The sequence below is a fragment of the Pantoea sp. BAV 3049 genome (assembly GCF_009765445.1).
Lineage (GTDB): Bacteria > Pseudomonadota > Gammaproteobacteria > Enterobacterales > Enterobacteriaceae > Erwinia.
Window position 1 is genome coordinate 4475404 of record NZ_WHOY01000031.1, and the last position, 16278, is coordinate 4491681.

19 protein-coding genes are annotated in these 16278 nt (G+C 55.7%); 17 read left to right on the top strand and 2 right to left on the bottom strand.

Annotation, left to right across the window (positions count from 1 at the left end):
- The 8 genes from flgF to GSQ70_RS22160 all read left to right on the top strand — a co-directional run bounded on the left by flgF (position 1) and on the right by GSQ70_RS22160 (position 7097).
- Positions 1-732: a flagellar basal-body rod protein FlgF gene (flgF, locus tag GSQ70_RS22125; protein WP_158784522.1), complete on the top strand. Its 732-nt coding sequence runs from the start codon at positions 1-3 to the stop codon at positions 730-732.
- 17 nt (positions 733-749) lie between these two features.
- Positions 750-1535 carry a flagellar basal-body rod protein FlgG gene (flgG, locus tag GSQ70_RS22130; protein ID WP_158784523.1) on the top strand — a complete coding sequence of 262 codons (786 nt, stop codon included), beginning with the start codon at positions 750-752 and terminating at the stop codon, positions 1533-1535.
- Positions 1536-1586: 51 nt separating this feature from the next.
- Positions 1587-2252, top strand: coding sequence for a flagellar basal body L-ring protein FlgH (gene flgH, locus GSQ70_RS22135; protein ID WP_158784524.1), 666 nt, complete (start codon positions 1587-1589; stop codon positions 2250-2252).
- Positions 2253-2261: 9 nt separating this feature from the next.
- Complete coding sequence (locus tag GSQ70_RS22140; protein ID WP_158784525.1) at positions 2262-3365, top strand: flagellar basal body P-ring protein FlgI; 1104 nt, start codon at positions 2262-2264, stop codon at positions 3363-3365.
- The gene (locus GSQ70_RS22145; protein ID WP_233268436.1) at positions 3362-3661 is read left to right on the top strand and encodes a rod-binding protein; all 300 of its coding nucleotides are present in this window, start codon (positions 3362-3364) and stop codon (positions 3659-3661) included. The genes GSQ70_RS22140 and GSQ70_RS22145 overlap by 4 nt, the downstream gene beginning before the upstream one ends.
- Before the next feature lie 103 nt (positions 3662-3764).
- Positions 3765-5138, top strand: coding sequence for a flagellar hook-associated protein FlgK (gene flgK, locus GSQ70_RS22150; protein ID WP_158784526.1), 1374 nt, complete (start codon positions 3765-3767; stop codon positions 5136-5138).
- A gap of 18 nt (positions 5139-5156) precedes the next feature.
- Positions 5157-6065, top strand: coding sequence for a flagellar hook-associated protein FlgL (gene flgL, locus GSQ70_RS22155; RefSeq protein ID WP_158784527.1), 909 nt, complete (start codon positions 5157-5159; stop codon positions 6063-6065).
- Between the two features lie 9 nt (positions 6066-6074).
- On the top strand, positions 6075-7097 hold the full coding sequence (locus tag GSQ70_RS22160) for a hypothetical protein (protein WP_233268438.1): 1023 nt from the start codon (positions 6075-6077) through the stop codon (positions 7095-7097).
- On the opposite strand, the gene GSQ70_RS22165 is transcribed toward GSQ70_RS22160, so the two are convergent.
- Positions 7094-7564, bottom strand: a complete 471-nt coding sequence (locus GSQ70_RS22165; RefSeq protein WP_199257294.1) for a hypothetical protein — start codon at positions 7562-7564, stop codon at positions 7094-7096. The two genes, GSQ70_RS22160 and GSQ70_RS22165, sit on opposite strands and share 4 nt — an antisense overlap.
- The gene (locus tag GSQ70_RS22170; protein ID WP_158784530.1) at positions 7539-8483 is read right to left on the bottom strand and encodes a transcriptional regulator; all 945 of its coding nucleotides are present in this window, start codon (positions 8481-8483) and stop codon (positions 7539-7541) included. Before GSQ70_RS22170 ends, GSQ70_RS22165 begins: the two co-directional genes overlap by 26 nt.
- Before the next feature lie 427 nt (positions 8484-8910).
- Between GSQ70_RS22170 and GSQ70_RS22175 the strand changes: the two genes are divergently transcribed.
- The 9 genes from GSQ70_RS22175 (at position 8911) to lafU (ending at position 16056) form a co-directional block, all read left to right on the top strand.
- Positions 8911-9771 (top strand): flagellin, encoded by an 861-nt coding sequence (locus GSQ70_RS22175; protein WP_158784531.1) that lies wholly within the window; start codon positions 8911-8913, stop codon positions 9769-9771.
- A gap of 213 nt (positions 9772-9984) precedes the next feature.
- Positions 9985-11298 (top strand): flagellar filament capping protein FliD, encoded by a 1314-nt coding sequence (fliD, locus tag GSQ70_RS22180; RefSeq protein WP_158784532.1) that lies wholly within the window; start codon positions 9985-9987, stop codon positions 11296-11298.
- Between the two features lie 51 nt (positions 11299-11349).
- Entirely contained in the window at positions 11350-11733 is a 384-nt protein-coding gene (gene fliS / locus GSQ70_RS22185; protein WP_158784533.1) for a flagellar export chaperone FliS, read from the top strand.
- The gene (locus tag GSQ70_RS22190) at positions 11733-12032 is read left to right on the top strand and encodes a hypothetical protein (protein ID WP_158784534.1); all 300 of its coding nucleotides are present in this window, start codon (positions 11733-11735) and stop codon (positions 12030-12032) included. The genes fliS and GSQ70_RS22190 overlap by 1 nt, the downstream gene beginning before the upstream one ends.
- Complete coding sequence (locus tag GSQ70_RS22195) at positions 12032-13078, top strand: flagellar hook-length control protein FliK (RefSeq protein WP_158784535.1); 1047 nt, start codon at positions 12032-12034, stop codon at positions 13076-13078. The genes GSQ70_RS22190 and GSQ70_RS22195 overlap by 1 nt, the downstream gene beginning before the upstream one ends.
- A gap of 3 nt (positions 13079-13081) precedes the next feature.
- Positions 13082-13555 (top strand): flagellar basal body-associated FliL family protein, encoded by a 474-nt coding sequence (locus GSQ70_RS22200; RefSeq protein WP_158784536.1) that lies wholly within the window; start codon positions 13082-13084, stop codon positions 13553-13555.
- Positions 13556-13569: 14 nt separating this feature from the next.
- A complete protein-coding gene (locus GSQ70_RS22205; RefSeq protein ID WP_233268439.1) occupies positions 13570-14253 on the top strand; it encodes a FliA/WhiG family RNA polymerase sigma factor in 684 nt (227 codons plus the stop codon).
- A 10-nt stretch (positions 14254-14263) separates the two neighbouring features.
- Complete coding sequence (gene motA, locus GSQ70_RS22210) at positions 14264-15130, top strand: flagellar motor stator protein MotA (protein ID WP_158784538.1); 867 nt, start codon at positions 14264-14266, stop codon at positions 15128-15130.
- A complete protein-coding gene (gene lafU / locus GSQ70_RS22215; protein ID WP_158784539.1) occupies positions 15127-16056 on the top strand; it encodes a putative lateral flagellar export/assembly protein LafU in 930 nt (309 codons plus the stop codon). Before motA ends, lafU begins: the two co-directional genes overlap by 4 nt.
- Positions 16057-16278 lie beyond the last annotated feature (222 nt).

Sequence of the window (16278 nt, forward strand, 5' to 3'; positions counted from 1 at the left end):
ATGGATCGCCTTATCTACACCGCGGTCAGCGGCGCCAACCGCAGCATGACCCTGCAGATGATCCATGCCAACAATCTGGCGAACGCCAACACCGAAGGCTTTCGCGCCGACCTGGAAAAGGCCACCTCTCTGCAGAGCAGTGGCTATGGCTACGACTCCAGATTCCAGGTCAGCAGTCAGAACGGCGGAGTCAATATGGCTCACGGTGCACTACGCGAAACCGGGCGTGAACTGGATGTGGCTATCCAGGGTGACGGGCTGATCGCTCTCGCTCAGGGCCGTCGTGAGATTTATACCCGTAACGGCCATATCGATATCGACGACAACGGCAATCTCTCCGTCAGCGGCATGCCGCTGCTGGGTGAGAACGGCCCGATCCAGCTGCCGCCTTTTTCGCAGGTGGCAATTGGCGATGACGGCACCGTAACGGTTATCCCGGAAAATGGCGACGTGAACGCGGCAATCGATGTGGATCGCATCAAGCTGGTGGATATTCCGGCTAACCGTCTGAGTAAAAACAACGACGGCCAGCTGGTCAGCAACCGCGCCATCAATCCACGCAGCGAGAACGTCAAGCTGGCCAGTGAGCACCTGGAGAGCAGCAACGTCTCCACCATCACTGAAATGGTCGAAACCGTTTCGCTGAGCCGTCAGTTTGAGGCACAAATTAAAATGATGAAAGCAGCTGAAACCCTGGCCCAGGCGGGAAATCGCCTGATCCGTGGCAGCTAACCAGACAGGAAAACGTCATGAATCCAGCCTTATGGGTAAGTAAAACCGGTCTTGCGGCGCAGGACGCCAAGATGACCGCTATCTCCAACAACCTGGCAAACGTTAACACCACCGGTTTCAAACGCGATCGTGTGGTGTTTGAAGACCTGTTCTATCAGACCCAGCGCGCGCCTGGCGTGGCGCTGGATCAGAACAACAATACTCCCGGCGGCATCCAGTACGGCAGCGGGGTAAAAATCCTCGGTACGGAAAAATCCTTTACCGTTGGCGCAATGCAGGTCACTTCGAAAGAGCTGGACGTTGCCATCACCGGTCAGGGTTTTTTCCAGGTTGAAACCGCTGCTGGCGATATCGCCTATACCCGTGCCGGTAACCTGAAAATTAATGCCGACGGAGTATTAACCAATGCTCAGGGCCTTGCGCTTATCCCCTCAATTGAACTGCCGGAAGGCACTAAAAGCATCGGGATTGCCAAAGACGGCACGGTTACCGCTCAGGTGGGTGGCGAAAGTGAACCCGCGAATCTCGGCCAGATCACGCTGGTGAACTTCGTCAATCCCGCCGGGCTGGAGGCACTGGGGGGTAACCTTTACCGCGAGACGACGGCCAGTGGTGAAGCAACGGAAGGCGTGCCGGGCGAAGAGGCCTTTGGCGAACTGGAACAGGGATCGCTGGAAGGCTCCAACGTGCAGGTGGTAGAGGAGATGGTCGATATGATCACCGTGCAGCGCGCCTATGAAATGAACGCCAAAATGGTCTCCGCTGCGGATGACATGCTGAAGTACCTCAATCAGCAGGTGTAACACTTAATCTGCGGGCGGAAGAGGATTTTCCGCCCAAATCAGGAACCTATTATGAAAAAAAGCATCATGCTGCTGGCGATGGCTCTGCTGCTCAGCGGGTGCGAAAGCTCACCCTATCTGGTACATAAAGACGACGCTGAATTCGCTCCGCCCGTTAACCTGACACAGGCCAGCGAACCGGTACGCGGCGGCGGACTCTACCAGAGCAGCTATAACTGGTCGCTAACCCAGGATCGCCGCGCTTATCGCGTGGGTGATATCCTGACGGTCAGGCTGGATGAGTCCACTCAATCGAGCAAGCAGGCAAAAACTAACTTCGGCAAGAAGAACGACGTTGAACTTGGTGCACCTTCGGTGTTGGGGAAAACCTACGACAACCTCAGTGGTTCAGTGTCTGGCGATCGCAACTTTAATGGCAGCGCCTCCACCGCCCAGCAAAACATGCTGCGGGGGTCGATTACCGTGGCCGTTCACCAGGTGTTGCCCAACGGTGTGCTGGTGATCCGCGGGGAAAAATGGCTGACGCTTAACCAGGGCGATGAATATATGCGCGTCAGTGGCCTGGTGCGCTCCGACGATATCGAACGCGATAATTCGGTGTCTTCACAACGTATCGCCAATGCCCGCATCTCCTATGCCGGCCGCGGTGCGCTCAGCGATGCCAACTCAGCCGGCTGGCTGACCCGCTTCTTTAACCATCCGCTGTTCCCGATTTAAGGTTTTGTCATGACTCGTCATTTGCTTTTCTCTCTTTTTATTGCCGCATCGGTGTTAGCTGTTCCGGTGCAGGCTCAGCCACTGGGTCAGCTGGTGGACGTGCAGGGTATGCGTGGTAACCAGCTGGTTGGCTACAGCCTGGTGGTCGGGCTGGACGGTACCGGTGACCGTAACCAGGTGAAATTTACCAGTCAGTCGGTCACTAATATGCTGCGCCAGTTTGGCGTGCAGATGCCCGCGAAGATCGATCCCAAGGTCAAGAACGTGGCAGCAGTCGCGCTCAGCGCAACGCTGCCACCGATGTATGCCCGTGGTCAGACGATAAACGTCACGGTCTCTTCTATTGGCGATGCAAAAAGTCTGCGCGGTGGCACGCTGCTGCTGACCCAGTTGCGCGGTGCAGACGGCGAAGTTTACGCGCTGGCCCAGGGCAATGTCGTGGTCGGCGGCGTGAAAGCTTCCGGTGACAGCGGCTCCAGCATCACCATTAACACTCCAACGGTCGGGCTGATCCCTAATGGAGCAAGCGTGGAGCGGGAGATCCCCAACGACTTCCAGATCAACCGCCTGGTCTATCTCAATCTGAAGCGTCCCAGCTTTAAAACAGCCAACAATATTGCCACTGCGCTCAATCAGACTTTTGGCAATGGTACTGCGAAGGCGCAGAGCGCCACCAATATCTCAGTGAATGCGCCAGTCGATCCCGATCAGCGCGTGGCTTTTATGTCGCAGCTGGAAGAAGTCTCGGTGGAGGCGGGCAAACAGCCTGCCCGCGTGGTGTTTAACGCGCGCACCGGCACCGTGGTAATGGGCGAGGGGGTTGTGGTTCGTCCTGCGGCCGTTTCGCATGGCAACCTGACGGTAACCGTCCGTGAAAACCCGACCGTCAGTCAGCCTGGCCCTCTGAGTCAGGGGACCACGGCAGTGACCGCGCAAAGCGAGATAGGCGTGAACCGTGGCGATGGCCATATGACCACCATTTCCGGTGGCACCAGCCTGCGCAGCATTGTCAACACGCTGAACACGCTGGGCGCGTCTCCTGATGACACAATGGCGATCCTGCAGGCGCTGAAAGAAGCTGGCGCGCTGGATGCGGAACTGGTGGTGATGTGAAAATTGAAGCACTCAGCAGTACCTTCTCCACCGCCCGCAGCGATGTGGTTGCCGGGACGAAGCCGCAGACGCTGGAGCAGGCGGCGGAAAAATTTGAAGCGATGTTTCTGCGGCAGATGCTGCAGGCGATGCGCAAAAGTTCTGATGTGCTTACCGGGGAAAACGGCCTGTTCAGCTCTCGTGAGTCGCGCACCGTGCGTGATTTTTATGATGATGCCCTGGCGCAAAGCCTGGCCAGTCAGCGCAGCACCGGCATCGCCAGCCTGCTTATCCAGCAGCTGACCGCAGCCTCGTAAAGGGAAGTTAAACGGCGGGGAGAAATCCCTGCCGGCGGTTAAGTTTCTCGTCAGCCTGCCGCTTTGACTTTGGGTAGCAGCGCTTAACCGAAATGGGAAAGAGATGAACAACTTATTCAATATTGGCTACAGCGGTATGCGTGCCTCGCAGACGCAGTTAAATGTCGCCGCGTTAAACACCGCTAACATGGCTACGGCCGGTTACACCCGTCAGCGCGTTGAACAGTCAGCCATCAGCCCTTCCGGGCAGTCGGGCTTTAACAGCGGCAACGGCGTAGCCGTGACCAGTATTCGCCGCATGGCCGATCAGTTCCTTACCGGCCAGGTCTGGCGGGCCAATACCAACGCTAACTTTTACGCCACCTCCCAGAATATGCTCAGCCAGCTGGAAACCCTGCTTGGATCGACCACTTCCGGGCTGGGCGACGGGCTGGACAGCCTGTTCAGCTCGCTCAGCGGCGCAACGGAAAAGCCGGAAAATCAGGCCATGCGCCAGGACGTGCTGACTAACGCCAGCCAGCTGGCGTTACGCTTTAATAAAATGCAGGAGTTCATCAGCAAGCAGCGGAGCGATATTCAGACCCAGCAGCAGAACACGGTGAACAGCATCAATATGCTCAGCGGTAATATTGCGGAGTACAACAAGAAAATTACCGAGTCCGAGGCGCTGGGCACGGACACCAGCATTCTGCGCGACCAGCGCGATGAGCTGGTGAAAGAGCTGAGTGGCTATGTGGATGTGCGGATCAACGAATCCTCTGACGGCAGCTACACGCTGTCGCTCAGCTCGGGCCAGCCGCTGGTTGCCGGATCCACCGCAGGCAAGCTCTCGTTGCAGCGAGATGCGCAGGGGAATATGGCGATGTCGCTGAGCCTTTCCAGCGCGACTTTCCAGGTGGAGATGGATTGTGGCGGTACGCTGGGCGGGCTGCATGATTATGAAAGCGGCACGCTCAGCGAGATGTCTGACTCGATCATGGGTATGGCTAAGGCAATGGCTGAAGCCTTTAACGCCCAGCAGCGCGCCGGATACGATCTGCAGGGCGAACCCGGTAAAGATCTGTTCATCTTCGATCCCAGTAACCCGAACGGCATGCTGCAACTAACCGATATCAATTGGGATGAGCTGGCTTTCTCGGCCGATCCTGACGCCACCGGCAACAATGAAAATCTCAAACGGCTGATCGAGATTGCTAATCAGTCCATGGACATCCCTGGAATGGGCAACACCACACTGTCGAATGCCAGCGCCTCTCTGGTCAGCACCGTGGGGATCAAAAGCCGCGAAAACCAGACCAACCTGGAAGCGGCGGTGGCGCTGCTGACTCAGGCAGAAAATGAGCGCAACAACTACAGCGGCGTATACGACGACGAAGAGGCGATCAACATCATCGTCTATACCAAGGCCTACCAGTCCAATATGAAGATCATCGCCACCGGCGATCAAATCTTCAGCGATCTGCTGGCGCTGTTTTAACTTTTTCCGGAGCCTGTGATGCGTATCAGCACCCTGACATTCACCAACACCATGTTGACCAGCTTTAACCGCAATCAGTCGAAATTGCTGACCCTGCAGAGCCAGATCGCCAGCCAGACGCGGTTGCTGAAACCCTCTGACGATCCCATCGCCAGCACCCAGCTGGCGCAGCTGCGCCGCGAGCAGTCGGCTATCGATCAGTATAAGAGCAATATCGATCGCCTGACCGGCAATCTGTCAGGCCAGGAAAGTACCGTTAAAGGGACGGAGCAGCAGCTGCAGGCGATGATGGATAAAATGGTCGAAGCGATGGGCGGTACGCTCTCTGCCGAAGACATGAAAGCTTATGGCAAAGAGCTGGCTTCGCTGCTGGAGACCACCGTGTCGCTGGTCAATACTAAAGACGAGGACGGCCGCCATATGTTCTCCGGTACCCGGACCAATCAGCAGCCGCTGGTCTTCGATGCTGACACTAACAGCTGGTCGTATCAGGGCAATCAGGAAACCGCGACCACCAATGTCTCCAACGGCGTGTCGGTCGCGGTCACCACCCATCTGGCTCAGGCGTTTGGTGACAATCTGGAGACGCTGAACCAGCTGAAAGCCATCGCGGACAAAATGCAGGAAGGCACGCTGGATCCGTCGGATTACGCTGAAGAGATGAGCAGCGCCTATGCCTCGTTGCAGGGCTCTCATGGCAAGATTGCGGCAATCTATACGGAGCTGGGCAGCCGCTTTAATACGCTGACGTTGCTGAAAGATATCCACGATGACAACAGCGTGGTTAATGACACGGTGACGCGCAACCTGACCGAGCTGGATATGGCCAGCGCCAGTATCGACCTGACCCGCTATTACAACGCCTCGCTGGCTGCGCAGAAAAGCTATACGCAAATCCAGCAGCTTTCGCTGTTTTCGTTGATTTAAGAAGGCATGATGCAGGTAGATATTCATCAGACGGGCGCGGGCAGCAGCACGCTGCAAACTCGTCAGGCCGCCACAGCCCAGCCGCTGGATAAAGCGACAACGCTCACCGCCCGCACCGCTGCAGCCGCCAACAGCTATCCGGATCGTCCGCTGATCTCGTCTCAGCCGCTGCGCTACAACGTGCAGCTCAATGAGCAGCTGACGGCAGTACAGCAGGCCGACAGCTTTCTGCAAAGCGCCGAAAAGCAGGTGCTGCAGCTGGTGCATGCGCTGACACGGCGGGACGCTCAGGGGGAGGTTAGGGAGAGGAGCGAAAACCTTCAGCAACTGTTGATGCAGCGCGATAGCCTGTCCGGCGGCTATGTTGATCGGCAGTTGCAGCTGAACCTGCAAAGCAAGCCGCTGGTGAACTTCAGCCTGCAGGATGGGACAGCGCTGGTGAACAGATCGGAACAGGAGGTTCTGACTTTTTCGCTGGGTGGCAGACAGCGCGAAGTCAGCGCGGCCTCGCTGGAGGAGAATGCTTCACCACGTCATAATCTGCTGCGGCTGAATCAGGCTCTGGGGAAGTGGGGCATTCAGGGCAAGCTGGATGCGCAGGATCGGCTGAACTTTCAGGTGGATGAGCAGCGCTGGCCACAGGTGAGCCAGCATCTTAGCGTGCAGGGTGGCGGTGAGCGATATCCGCAGGGGCAGTTTTTCCCGGTTAAACCGCAGGTGGAAAGTGGGCTGGAAGAGGCATTAACTCAGCTGAACCGCACCCCATCCCAGGGCGGCCAGATCCTGCCCGAGCTGGAAAAGGCGCTGGAAACCCTGACGCAACAGCGTCGGTCACTGCAGCAAACCCGCGAAAGGGCCCAGCAGCGCATCGACAGCATGGCGACTTTCAGTGGCCGATCTTCTGCCCTGCAGGCTGCTTCTGATTTTTCCGCCACCCTTCTGGCAGGCGATTTCACTACGCTGACTCAGGCCCTTGCCGGGCAGGCTAACCTTTCCGCGACCCGAGTGCGTAATGTGCTGAACGCCCGTTAAAGATGACTGATGATTTGTCCTGAGGTGGTGGTGGTCACTTTGCCGCCGGGAAAGCTGATACTGTTAAGTATGATACGGTTACGCTCAAGGTGCCCCATGATATTGGCAATCATCAGATCGTTTTTCTGTTGGGTGATACAAACTGGCTTATAGTCATATAACAGCCCCTCAGAAGTGGCTTTTTTGAGTGACATCAGCACCTTAATTTGTAGACGGTTATCGTCCGGGCTGCTGAGTGTCCACAGAATCGATTTTTTGCCGATGACATAATGGGGGTTATACAGTTCGCTGCTTTTGGATAACAAATCGTAGTAGCCAAACTGTAGTTTGTCCTGGTTGCCGTTGTTATTGCCGTTAAACAGGTCGTTTAGTTCAGGTTTAGGGATGTACAGAGTATTTGCCATCGCACCGACGATTAACAGCAATGTAAGAGTCATCAGACTAATTGACGCAGTTCGCCATTTCATTTATTTCTCTCTCTGTTTCACGATAGATAAGGGCATTCAGTTGGGCGTTATTACTGCGGAACTGGGCGATATTCATCGCCAGTTCCCGACGATCGCAACGGCTGGTGATTTCCACCGTGTAATTCATTGTGCTGGATACGATTTGGTAAAAAACCTGCATATTGGCCTGATGCTCAATCAGTAACGTATTCAGTGCTGACAGGGAAGGATTTATCTGCTTATCAATTTCCTCGGTGGGCCTCAGCTGATCGTTGACATGCTCCAGAGCATAGAGGTGAATGTTGCTCCACACCCCTGGTACCTGCTCAGTCAGTTTGTTCTCCTGCTTCAGAGAGCTGGTCAGCACCAGAAATCCCACCACCAGCAGCAGCAACGTTGCCTGCGCCAGGCACATCCAGCGCCAGAAGCGTTTCCGCCTGGCCTGCAATTTTTGCGTCAGCCAGACGCTCTCCTTTTGTGACTCTTTTTGCCACTCCTCACGGGCCAGGGTCAGCGTGGATGGACTCTCCTGGCTGGTGACAGTCTGCGGATAAAGAAGCTGCACTCCGGCATCTTCAGCCGCCCCCTTGCTGTCGGCTTCCCGCTTTTCATCCAGACTGAATTCACAATACTCCGCTTCGAGGATATAGCCTTTCTTGGGGATAGTTTTAATAATACGCTGTTGCTTACCGTCGTCTTCCAGCGCCACGCGCAGGGCGTGGATGGCATTCGGTAAACTGTTGTTGCCGATCACCCGGCGCTCCCAGACAAGCGTATTCAACTCCTCGCGCGTCAGGATCTTTCCTGCGTTCTGTACCAGCACGATCAGCAGTTTGAGCTGATACTCGCCCAGTCGACGCTGCTCACCGGACTGCTGATGGACCAGCGATCCGGAAGGGATATCGAGCAGCCAGTGATGGATCACGCAATGAGAGATCATAGCGGGGAGCGACCTTTTTTTGAGGTGAAAATAAAGTGGCGATATTTTCATCATTTTTGCGGCGTTATTCAACTATTGGCGGAATAAAAACTTCCGCTGGCAAATATTATTTATCTTTCATTGATATTTGTCGTTTTTATATTGAGTGTAAGTATCTTCCTATTCCCTGTTTGTTAATGAATGCCCTGTCACATGTTATCTTTTTTTAACATTTTTATCAAAACTCGCCTGAAGCACCGGTTTCTTCCTTTTTAATTTAATTATTCTTATTTACGGCCGTTTATATTCAGGTTGCCGCTGAAGAAATTGGTCATAACTTCATTATTTATATGATTTTTTTTATCTTTCTATTTAAATATTTCCGCTGAAACGTCGTTTATATCAGGTACTGAAAACAAAACCAGTTTCACTCAAGGAGATAACCATTATGTCATTATCAATTTTCACTAACTCTGCAGCGATGTCTTCGACCAATGCGATGAACAAAGCGACCAGCAGCCTGAATGTTGCCATGGAGCGTCTGGGTACCGGTAAACGCATTAACTCTGCAGCCGACGATGCCGCCGGTCTGCAGATTGCTTCCCGCCTGCAGGCACAGTCTAACGGTATGGGCGTGGCCAAGCAGAACATTGCCAAAGCAACGGCGATGCTGCAGACCGCAGAAGGGGCTTTCGATGAAGTGAACAACATCCTTTACCGTATGAAGGACCTGGCGACCCAGGCGGCGGATGACACCAACAACGCCGATGACCGTACCGCTATCCAGGGTGAGTTCAAAGAACTGAATGCCGAGCTGGAAAACATCATGAGCAACACCTCTTACGGTTCTGAAAAGCTGCTGGCCTCTGTTGGCGAAGATGGCGACACAGAAGGCAAACTGACAGCCAGTATGCAGTTCCAGATTGGTGCCGGTTCTGAAGAGACGCTGAGCGTGGACCTGAGCGCAGGGCTGACCGCAGTAACCGGTTCTCTGGCCACGCTGCTGGATTCAGATATGTCTTCAGCCGCCACTGCAAACGCCGCGATTGACCAGATCAGCACAGCAATGTCCGATGTGGGCAGCATTCGCTCCTCACTGGGTGCGAACATCAACCGCCTGGGCCACACCGCAGCTAACCTGGCGAACATGCAGGACAACACCAACCTCAACCTTGGCGTAATCCAGGATGCGGACTTTGCGGCGGAAGCCACGGCGATGACCCGCAACAACATGCTGACGCAGTCCAGCCAGGCGATGCTGAAGCAGGCTAACGGCATGAGCCAGATGGTTCTGGGCATGCTGGGCTAACCGGCCATTAACCGCTGATAACACCGCTCCAGGGCGGTGTTTTTTTTCCCTTTTGGGCCCTTTTCTTTCCGTTCGGGAGGAAGCCTTATTTCCGATTTTAAAATTCAACACACTGAATAATATCAACTTTTATAGTTGGCACGCGCATTGCTATCAGGAGAGCAGGAAAGCCTGAACATCAGGCGCGGCTGGCTGAAAGGGAGAGCATAAAAAATGAGTTGGTTAGACGATTTTGACCCGCAAACGGTCGCGCAAAGTCTGGCGCAGGCAACCATCGCCGCCCAGCAATCTCAGCTCAAGACCCAGCAGAACCGGCTTTCGGCGCAGCAAAAAGCGCTGACCACGCTGCGTACTGCATTAACTGATTTTCAGACTGCGCTGAAAGGTTTTGCCACCAGCGGCAGCAGCGGCGGCATGGTGGTCAACAGCGCCACCGCCAGCCAGGAAGGCTTCGTTTCGCTGAGCGCCAGCAGCTCCGCCCGAAAAGGGCTTTACAACATTAATGTTACGCAGACGGCCAGCGCCGATCAGAAAGCCTTTGAGAATCTGACCGATGCCGATATTGCTGCCGCTGAAGGTTCGATGAAAATCACCATCGCCGACAAAGAGGTGGAGATTGACATGTCCTCCGTCAGTTCGTTGTCGGAGCTGCGCGATCGCATCAATGCCGAAAGCGGTGACTCAGGCGCAACGGCTTCTCTGGTGCGACAGAACGGTAACAACGTGCTGATGATCAGCAGTGATAACACCGGCGCGGCTAATCAGGTGACGCTCTCAGCAACCGACGATACGTTCGCCGCAAAACTGGCAGATGCGACACAAATCTCCACCGCCCGCGACGCGATTATCACCATGGGTGAAGGCGATGGGATGACGTTTACCAGCAGCACCAACACCTTCAGCAACACCATTCCGGGGGTCGAACTGACGGTGATCCGGCCCACCGGCAACGAGCCACTGGTGATCAACGTAGATACCGATGTTTCCAGCTCCAGAGAACAGGCACAGGCGTTTGTGACGGCTTACAACAAGCTGCGCACTCAGCTGGATGAGCTGACCAAAAGCGGCGGTGGGGACAGTTCAGAGAGCCGTGGTGCGCTGGCTGGCGACTCAGGGATCGGCGCGCTGGAGAGCCGACTGAATGCCCTGCTACGTACCAATTTTAATGGTGCAAGGCTCAGCGATTTTGGCATCACACCGGACAGAAATGGGCAGTTAACGCTGGACGGCACCCAGTTCGAAGAGTCGCTGAAAGCAAGACCTGATGCGCTGAACTCACTGTTTGAAGGCTCCAACGGCCTGCTGAGCCGCATGGATAAAGAGGGCCTTGATACCTTCCTGAACAGTACCACCGGCACGATTAAGCAGCGGCAGGAAACGCTTGATCGTCAGGGCGAGCAACTGACCACGAAGGAAGCGCAAATCAACAAGCGCTACGAGACCACCTTCAACCGCTACGTGAAAGAGTTTACCAACATGAAAACCATCATCAGCCAGATGAACCAGACGATGGGCATGTTTTTTTAAGCGCTTTGCGCGTGAGTGAGCCACACCCTTTAAGACACGAGGATCGTTTCAATGTACGGAACAGGCAACGACTTTACCCAGTATCAGGACGCCGACCTGGCAATCCGCACCGCAGCCTCCACGCCTCATCAGCTGGTACTGATGCTGTTTACCGGCCTGCTGGACGAACTGACCCGTGCCAAGGGCCACATCCAGGCCCGGCGCTTTGAACGTAAGGCGGGCAGCATCAATAAATGCATCGATATCCTCAATGCGCTGACCAGCGCGCTGGACTTCGACAACGGCGGTGAACTGGCGCTGCGGCTGGCGGGACTTTACGACTACTGCGTTTACCGGCTGTATGACGCCAGTCATCACCTCTCCATCGAGCAGATCGAAGAAGTGGAAGAGATCCTGCGCTCCATCCAGCAGGGCTGGGAAGGGATGGGCGCGTAATGGATCAGCGTATTTTGCAGCTGGGTCAGGCGCTGGAACAGGCCGCTGAGGATGAGAACTGGGATGAAATCCGCCGCCTCGACAGCCGTATCAGCCAGCTTCTGCAGGCCATCCGTCTGCAGGGGAAACAGGATGAGGTTCGCGAGGAAGTCGCGGCGCTTAAGCGCAGCCATCAGCGTGCGGCAAAGATTTGCCGTGAGCAGCATGACATCCTGGAGATGAAGATCCAGCAGCATCAGAAAATACGCGAAGGATTACAGGCATATGCCCTGTTCTCAACCGGTGAGGAGGAGCAGTAATGATGCCGGTGACCTCTTTAATCCCCACGGTCCCTGCCGCGGGGGACAGCCTGCCAGGCATGAACGAACTCCCCGGTCAGACTGAGGTGATGCCCGCACTGATGCCTTTGCTGACGGTGCCGCAGCCTGTCGCGGGGGACGATGAAACCCTGATGCCGATCGCTGATGAAACAACTTCTGACGAACCGCAGGGCGACCCGCAAATGCTGTTGGATCTGCTGCTGACCGATCCCGGTGTGCAGCTGCAGCCGGTAACAGAGCCAGGGCTGACCGTGATTCCGCAACCTGAGCAGAGCGGTCAGCCTCAACCGGCGGCGATAGTGCCGCAGGAAGTCAAGCCTGTTCCCGTGACCCCACTCAGTAACAGCAACCCGGTGATGGATGAAACCCCAGCTGCTGATGAGGCCCTGCCGCCAGAGATAGCCGCTCCGCCAGTTACCACACGCTCCGCAGCCGCTGAGCGACCCGCTCAGCCTGCAACGGCAGAAGCGCTGCCTGTCAGCAAAGTGACTCAGCAGGATAAGCAGCCCGGCCAGACCGGGGCCGTAATGCCGCAGAGCCTGCAACATGCCTCAATCTCGCCGCTGCTCAGTGCTGCACTTCAGCGTGAAAACAGCGTTTCCGGCAGCGTACTGCACTTGCCTGCAGCGCATGAAGCGCAGGCCGAAGTGTTGCAAAAGGCCTTAAGCGAAAAGCTGGAGATGCAGATCTCGCAGCAGAGCCAGAAAGCCACTATCCGTCTCGATCCGCCGCAGCTCGGCAAGCTCGATATCACGCTGCATTACGAGGCGGGAAAACTCCAGGTTCAGATTCAGGCGGCACAGCCTGAAATCTACCGCGCACTGCAGCAGGTGAGTGAACAACTGCGCATCAGCCTCAGTGAGCAGAACAACGTTCAGGTGAACGTTCAGGTGTCGTCCCAGAGCGGTGACAGCCGCCAACAACAACGACACCCGTCGCAGCCAGATACACCGGTTGCGCAAAACTTTGAAGAGGGTGCGTCCCAAGGGCCGCGCACCGACGGCACAATACTGACAATGGTTTAATCAATGAAAATAAAATCTTTTTTGCTCATTTCACTGCTGGTGCTGGTCGGGGCTGTTGCCACCGCTGCGCTGGTGGTGATTGGTACGACCTGGATGAATCACCGCGAGAAAGGGGAGGACACGTCACCTCTGAGCTTTCTGTCAGCCAAACCGAAACCGCGTGAGCTGCAATTTGTTGAAGTGAAAAACCTGGTGATGACCTTCCGCGATGAACACGCCCGGGAGCACTACCTGCTGCTGGACCTGGCGTTGACCACTCGTGATGACCTGCACTCCCAGCAGACGGAAAATCTGCTGCCCAAAATCAAAGGTTTCACTGTCGATATCTTCAGTTCAATGACTTATGGCGACGTGCGCAGCATGACCGTGCCTGAGCTGCGTCAGCTGATGATGGACAGCTATAAGTCGAGCTTCGGCGAAATGAACATGCCGATGCCCTTTGAAGATCTCACCCTTTCAAAAATGGTTTTTCAGTGATGGCACATCAGGAAATGTTTAACGAACTCCCGGCCCTGACGGCGGCGGAGGAGAGCCACTACATGCAGCAGTGGCTCCCGCTGGTCAAGCGCATTGTCCGTCAGCTGGCCCCGCAGGCCAACAGCATGATTGACCGTGATGATATCGAGCAAATTGCGCTGATGGGGCTGCTGGAGGCGCTGCGCCGTTATGGTCAGCCCGATGAGCAGTTTGCCGGGTATGCCGCGCAGCGCATTCGTGGTGCGGTGCTGGATCAGTTCCGTCAGCACGACTGGCGCCCGCGCAGCCTGCGGCAGAAAACGCACAAGATCAATGACACCATCCGCGCCATGTCCCGCACTCTGGGACGTGAACCTTCGCCGGAAGAGGTGTGCCGGCAGACCGGAATGACAGCCGAGGACTATCAGGAGTATCTGCTGCTCGACAGTGCGGGAACCATGGAGAGTTTCGACCTGTTGCTTTCCGGTGAGACTCACGGCAACGCCTTCGCCGGTCGCAGGCTGGAAGAGGAGATTGAAACGCAGCGCACGCTGACCAGCGCCATCGAGACGCTCGACGAACGCGAAAAAATCATTCTTAACCTCTATTACCAGCAGGACATGAGCCTGAAAGAGATTTCGCTGGTGCTGGGATTAACCGAAGCCCGCGTCTGCCAGCTGAACAAGCGCATCGGCGAAAAGATTAAGGCGTTCTTCTGAGCAATTTATTATGCAAAAACTACTTGGATTGATCATTGTCCTCGGCTGCGTGGTCGGGGGCTTTCTGGAGTCTGGCGGGCGGCTGGCCTCTTTCTGGCAGCCTGGCGAACTGATCATCATCCTCGGCGCAGGTGCCGGAGCGATGGTGATTGCCAACCCGGCCCACGTGCTGAAGGCGATGTGGCGGCAGATAAAATCTGCGGTGCGTAAGGACGAGCAGGGCGGAGCATTTCAGCAGCAACTGTTGCTGATGATGTACGAGTTGCTGGAGCTGGTGCAGGATGGCGGCCTGAAGGCGCTGGATGAGCACATTGAAGTACCGGAGAACAGTTCGCTGTTCCAGAAGTATCCGCTGATCCTGAAAGACAAAGGATTTATCACTTTCATCTCCGATAACTTCCGCCTGATGGCGATGGGTAAAATCAACGAGCATGAAATGGAGGGGATCCTCGAATCGGAGATTGAAGCGCTGGAAGAGGAGCTGATGGTGCCTTCCCGCTCTTTACAGCGTACCGCCGAGGCAATGCCGGGCTTTGGTATCTGTGCTGCGGTATTGGGGATCATCATTACCATGCAGTCTATCGACGGCTCGATCGCGCTGATCGGCCTGAAGGTGGCGGCCGCGCTGGTCGGGACTTTCCTTGGGGTGTTCTTCTGTTACTGCCTGATGGATCCGCTGGCTAACGCCATGGAGCAGTGCATGAAAAAGCGCATGACGGTATTTGTCTGTATCCGTACGGTGCTGGTCAATCACGTGGCCGGTAAGCCGACGCTGCTGGCGGTGGATGCCGGGCGCAAAATGCTGCCGCTGGAAAGTAAACCGACTTTTGCAACGCTCGACAGTTGGGTGAACCAGATGAATGAGAGCGGGCGATGAGAAAGGGGGCTCACTCCACCACCATCATCAAGCGCAGTGGGCGTAAAGGCCATCATGGCGTGCATACCGGCGCGTGGAAGGTGGCCTTTGCCGACTTTACGCTGGCGATGATGGCGCTGTTTATGGTGCTGTGGATCGTCGGGGCCGTAGACGAGAACGAGCGCAAAGAGATCGTTGCGCAGCTTAACGGCACCTCGATTTTTGATGGAACTCCATTCACTCCCATCAGCCTGCCCGGGTCGAAAGGTCCGGCGGTAATGGGTGACTCAGCCATGCCGGAACGGCAATCGTCACAGCAAGCACTGCCACAGCAGGATACAGCGTCGCAGCCAGCCCATAAGGATCTGCCCGCGCCGCCAGCGGAATCGCTGGATCAGGTGCTGGCCCGTTCGGATCTGGAGCTGGATCAGCTGAGTGAAGCGATCATGAAAATCACTTCGACGCTAAAGGCGCAGGGCAATCTGTCGCTGGAAAAGGTGCCGCAGGGGCTGCGGATCCTGCTGCAGGATAACGATGATCGGCAGATGTTTGCTCGCGGCAGCGCGGCGATGACACCTTACTTCACGCGGCTGCTGACCGAGCTGTCCCCGGTCTTCAACCGCCTGGATAACCAGGTGATGATCACCGGCCACACCGATTCAGCTAACTATCACAACAACGCCACGTACAACAACTGGAACCTCTCCGGCGATCGTGCGCTGGCCGCCAGACGAGTCCTCGAGCGGGGTGGACTGGAGCCGCAGCGCGTACTGCAGGTCAATGCCATGGCCGACAACATGCTGCTGGATCCCGACCAGCCTCTCTCTGCCCGTAACCGCCGCATTGAGATCCTGGTTCTGACCAAAGCGGCTGCCAACACTCTCTATCAGTTTTATGGTCATCACGGGGTTAACGTCGTTAAACCTGCGGCTGACCGTATCAGGTAAACCTGTCAGGGCCCCTTGAGTTGATTTTTGGCTCAGCCGGTGGGAAATCTACCCACCGGTTATTTCCTGTCTTCCCTCTTGCTGAGCCCCCAGCACAACACCCGAAGCGCCGGGAGTTGATTTGACTTAAGTTTCATTAAATTAATGTGTTATGTGATCAAAGCCCAGCGGCAGTGATTGCATCTTTACTATCAGGTGCCACAATTAATTAACAAACAACCA

Bases quoted from the DNA above. Each gene is read 5' to 3' on its own strand.
- fliS (WP_158784533.1), top strand. From the start codon at position 11,350: ATGTACGGAACAGGCAACGACTTTACCCAGTATCAGGACGCCGACCTG.
- lafU (WP_158784539.1), top strand. From the start codon at position 15,127: ATGAGAAAGGGGGCTCACTCCACCACCATCATCAAGCGCAGTGGGCGT.
- GSQ70_RS22175 (WP_158784531.1), top strand. From the start codon at position 8,911: ATGTCATTATCAATTTTCACTAACTCTGCAGCGATGTCTTCGACCAAT.
- flgF (WP_158784522.1), top strand. From the start codon at position 1: ATGGATCGCCTTATCTACACCGCGGTCAGCGGCGCCAACCGCAGCATG.
- GSQ70_RS22140 (WP_158784525.1), top strand. From the start codon at position 2,262: ATGACTCGTCATTTGCTTTTCTCTCTTTTTATTGCCGCATCGGTGTTA.
- flgG (WP_158784523.1), top strand. From the start codon at position 750: ATGAATCCAGCCTTATGGGTAAGTAAAACCGGTCTTGCGGCGCAGGAC.
- GSQ70_RS22170 (WP_158784530.1), bottom strand. From the start codon at position 8,483: ATGATCTCTCATTGCGTGATCCATCACTGGCTGCTCGATATCCCTTCC.
- GSQ70_RS22160 (WP_233268438.1), top strand. From the start codon at position 6,075: ATGCAGGTAGATATTCATCAGACGGGCGCGGGCAGCAGCACGCTGCAA.
- GSQ70_RS22200 (WP_158784536.1), top strand. From the start codon at position 13,082: ATGAAAATAAAATCTTTTTTGCTCATTTCACTGCTGGTGCTGGTCGGG.
- GSQ70_RS22205 (WP_233268439.1), top strand. From the start codon at position 13,570: ATGTTTAACGAACTCCCGGCCCTGACGGCGGCGGAGGAGAGCCACTAC.
- GSQ70_RS22195 (WP_158784535.1), top strand. From the start codon at position 12,032: ATGATGCCGGTGACCTCTTTAATCCCCACGGTCCCTGCCGCGGGGGAC.
- motA (WP_158784538.1), top strand. From the start codon at position 14,264: ATGCAAAAACTACTTGGATTGATCATTGTCCTCGGCTGCGTGGTCGGG.
- flgK (WP_158784526.1), top strand. From the start codon at position 3,765: ATGAACAACTTATTCAATATTGGCTACAGCGGTATGCGTGCCTCGCAG.
- flgL (WP_158784527.1), top strand. From the start codon at position 5,157: ATGCGTATCAGCACCCTGACATTCACCAACACCATGTTGACCAGCTTT.
- GSQ70_RS22190 (WP_158784534.1), top strand. From the start codon at position 11,733: ATGGATCAGCGTATTTTGCAGCTGGGTCAGGCGCTGGAACAGGCCGCT.
- GSQ70_RS22165 (WP_199257294.1), bottom strand. From the start codon at position 7,564: ATGAAATGGCGAACTGCGTCAATTAGTCTGATGACTCTTACATTGCTG.
- flgH (WP_158784524.1), top strand. From the start codon at position 1,587: ATGAAAAAAAGCATCATGCTGCTGGCGATGGCTCTGCTGCTCAGCGGG.
- fliD (WP_158784532.1), top strand. From the start codon at position 9,985: ATGAGTTGGTTAGACGATTTTGACCCGCAAACGGTCGCGCAAAGTCTG.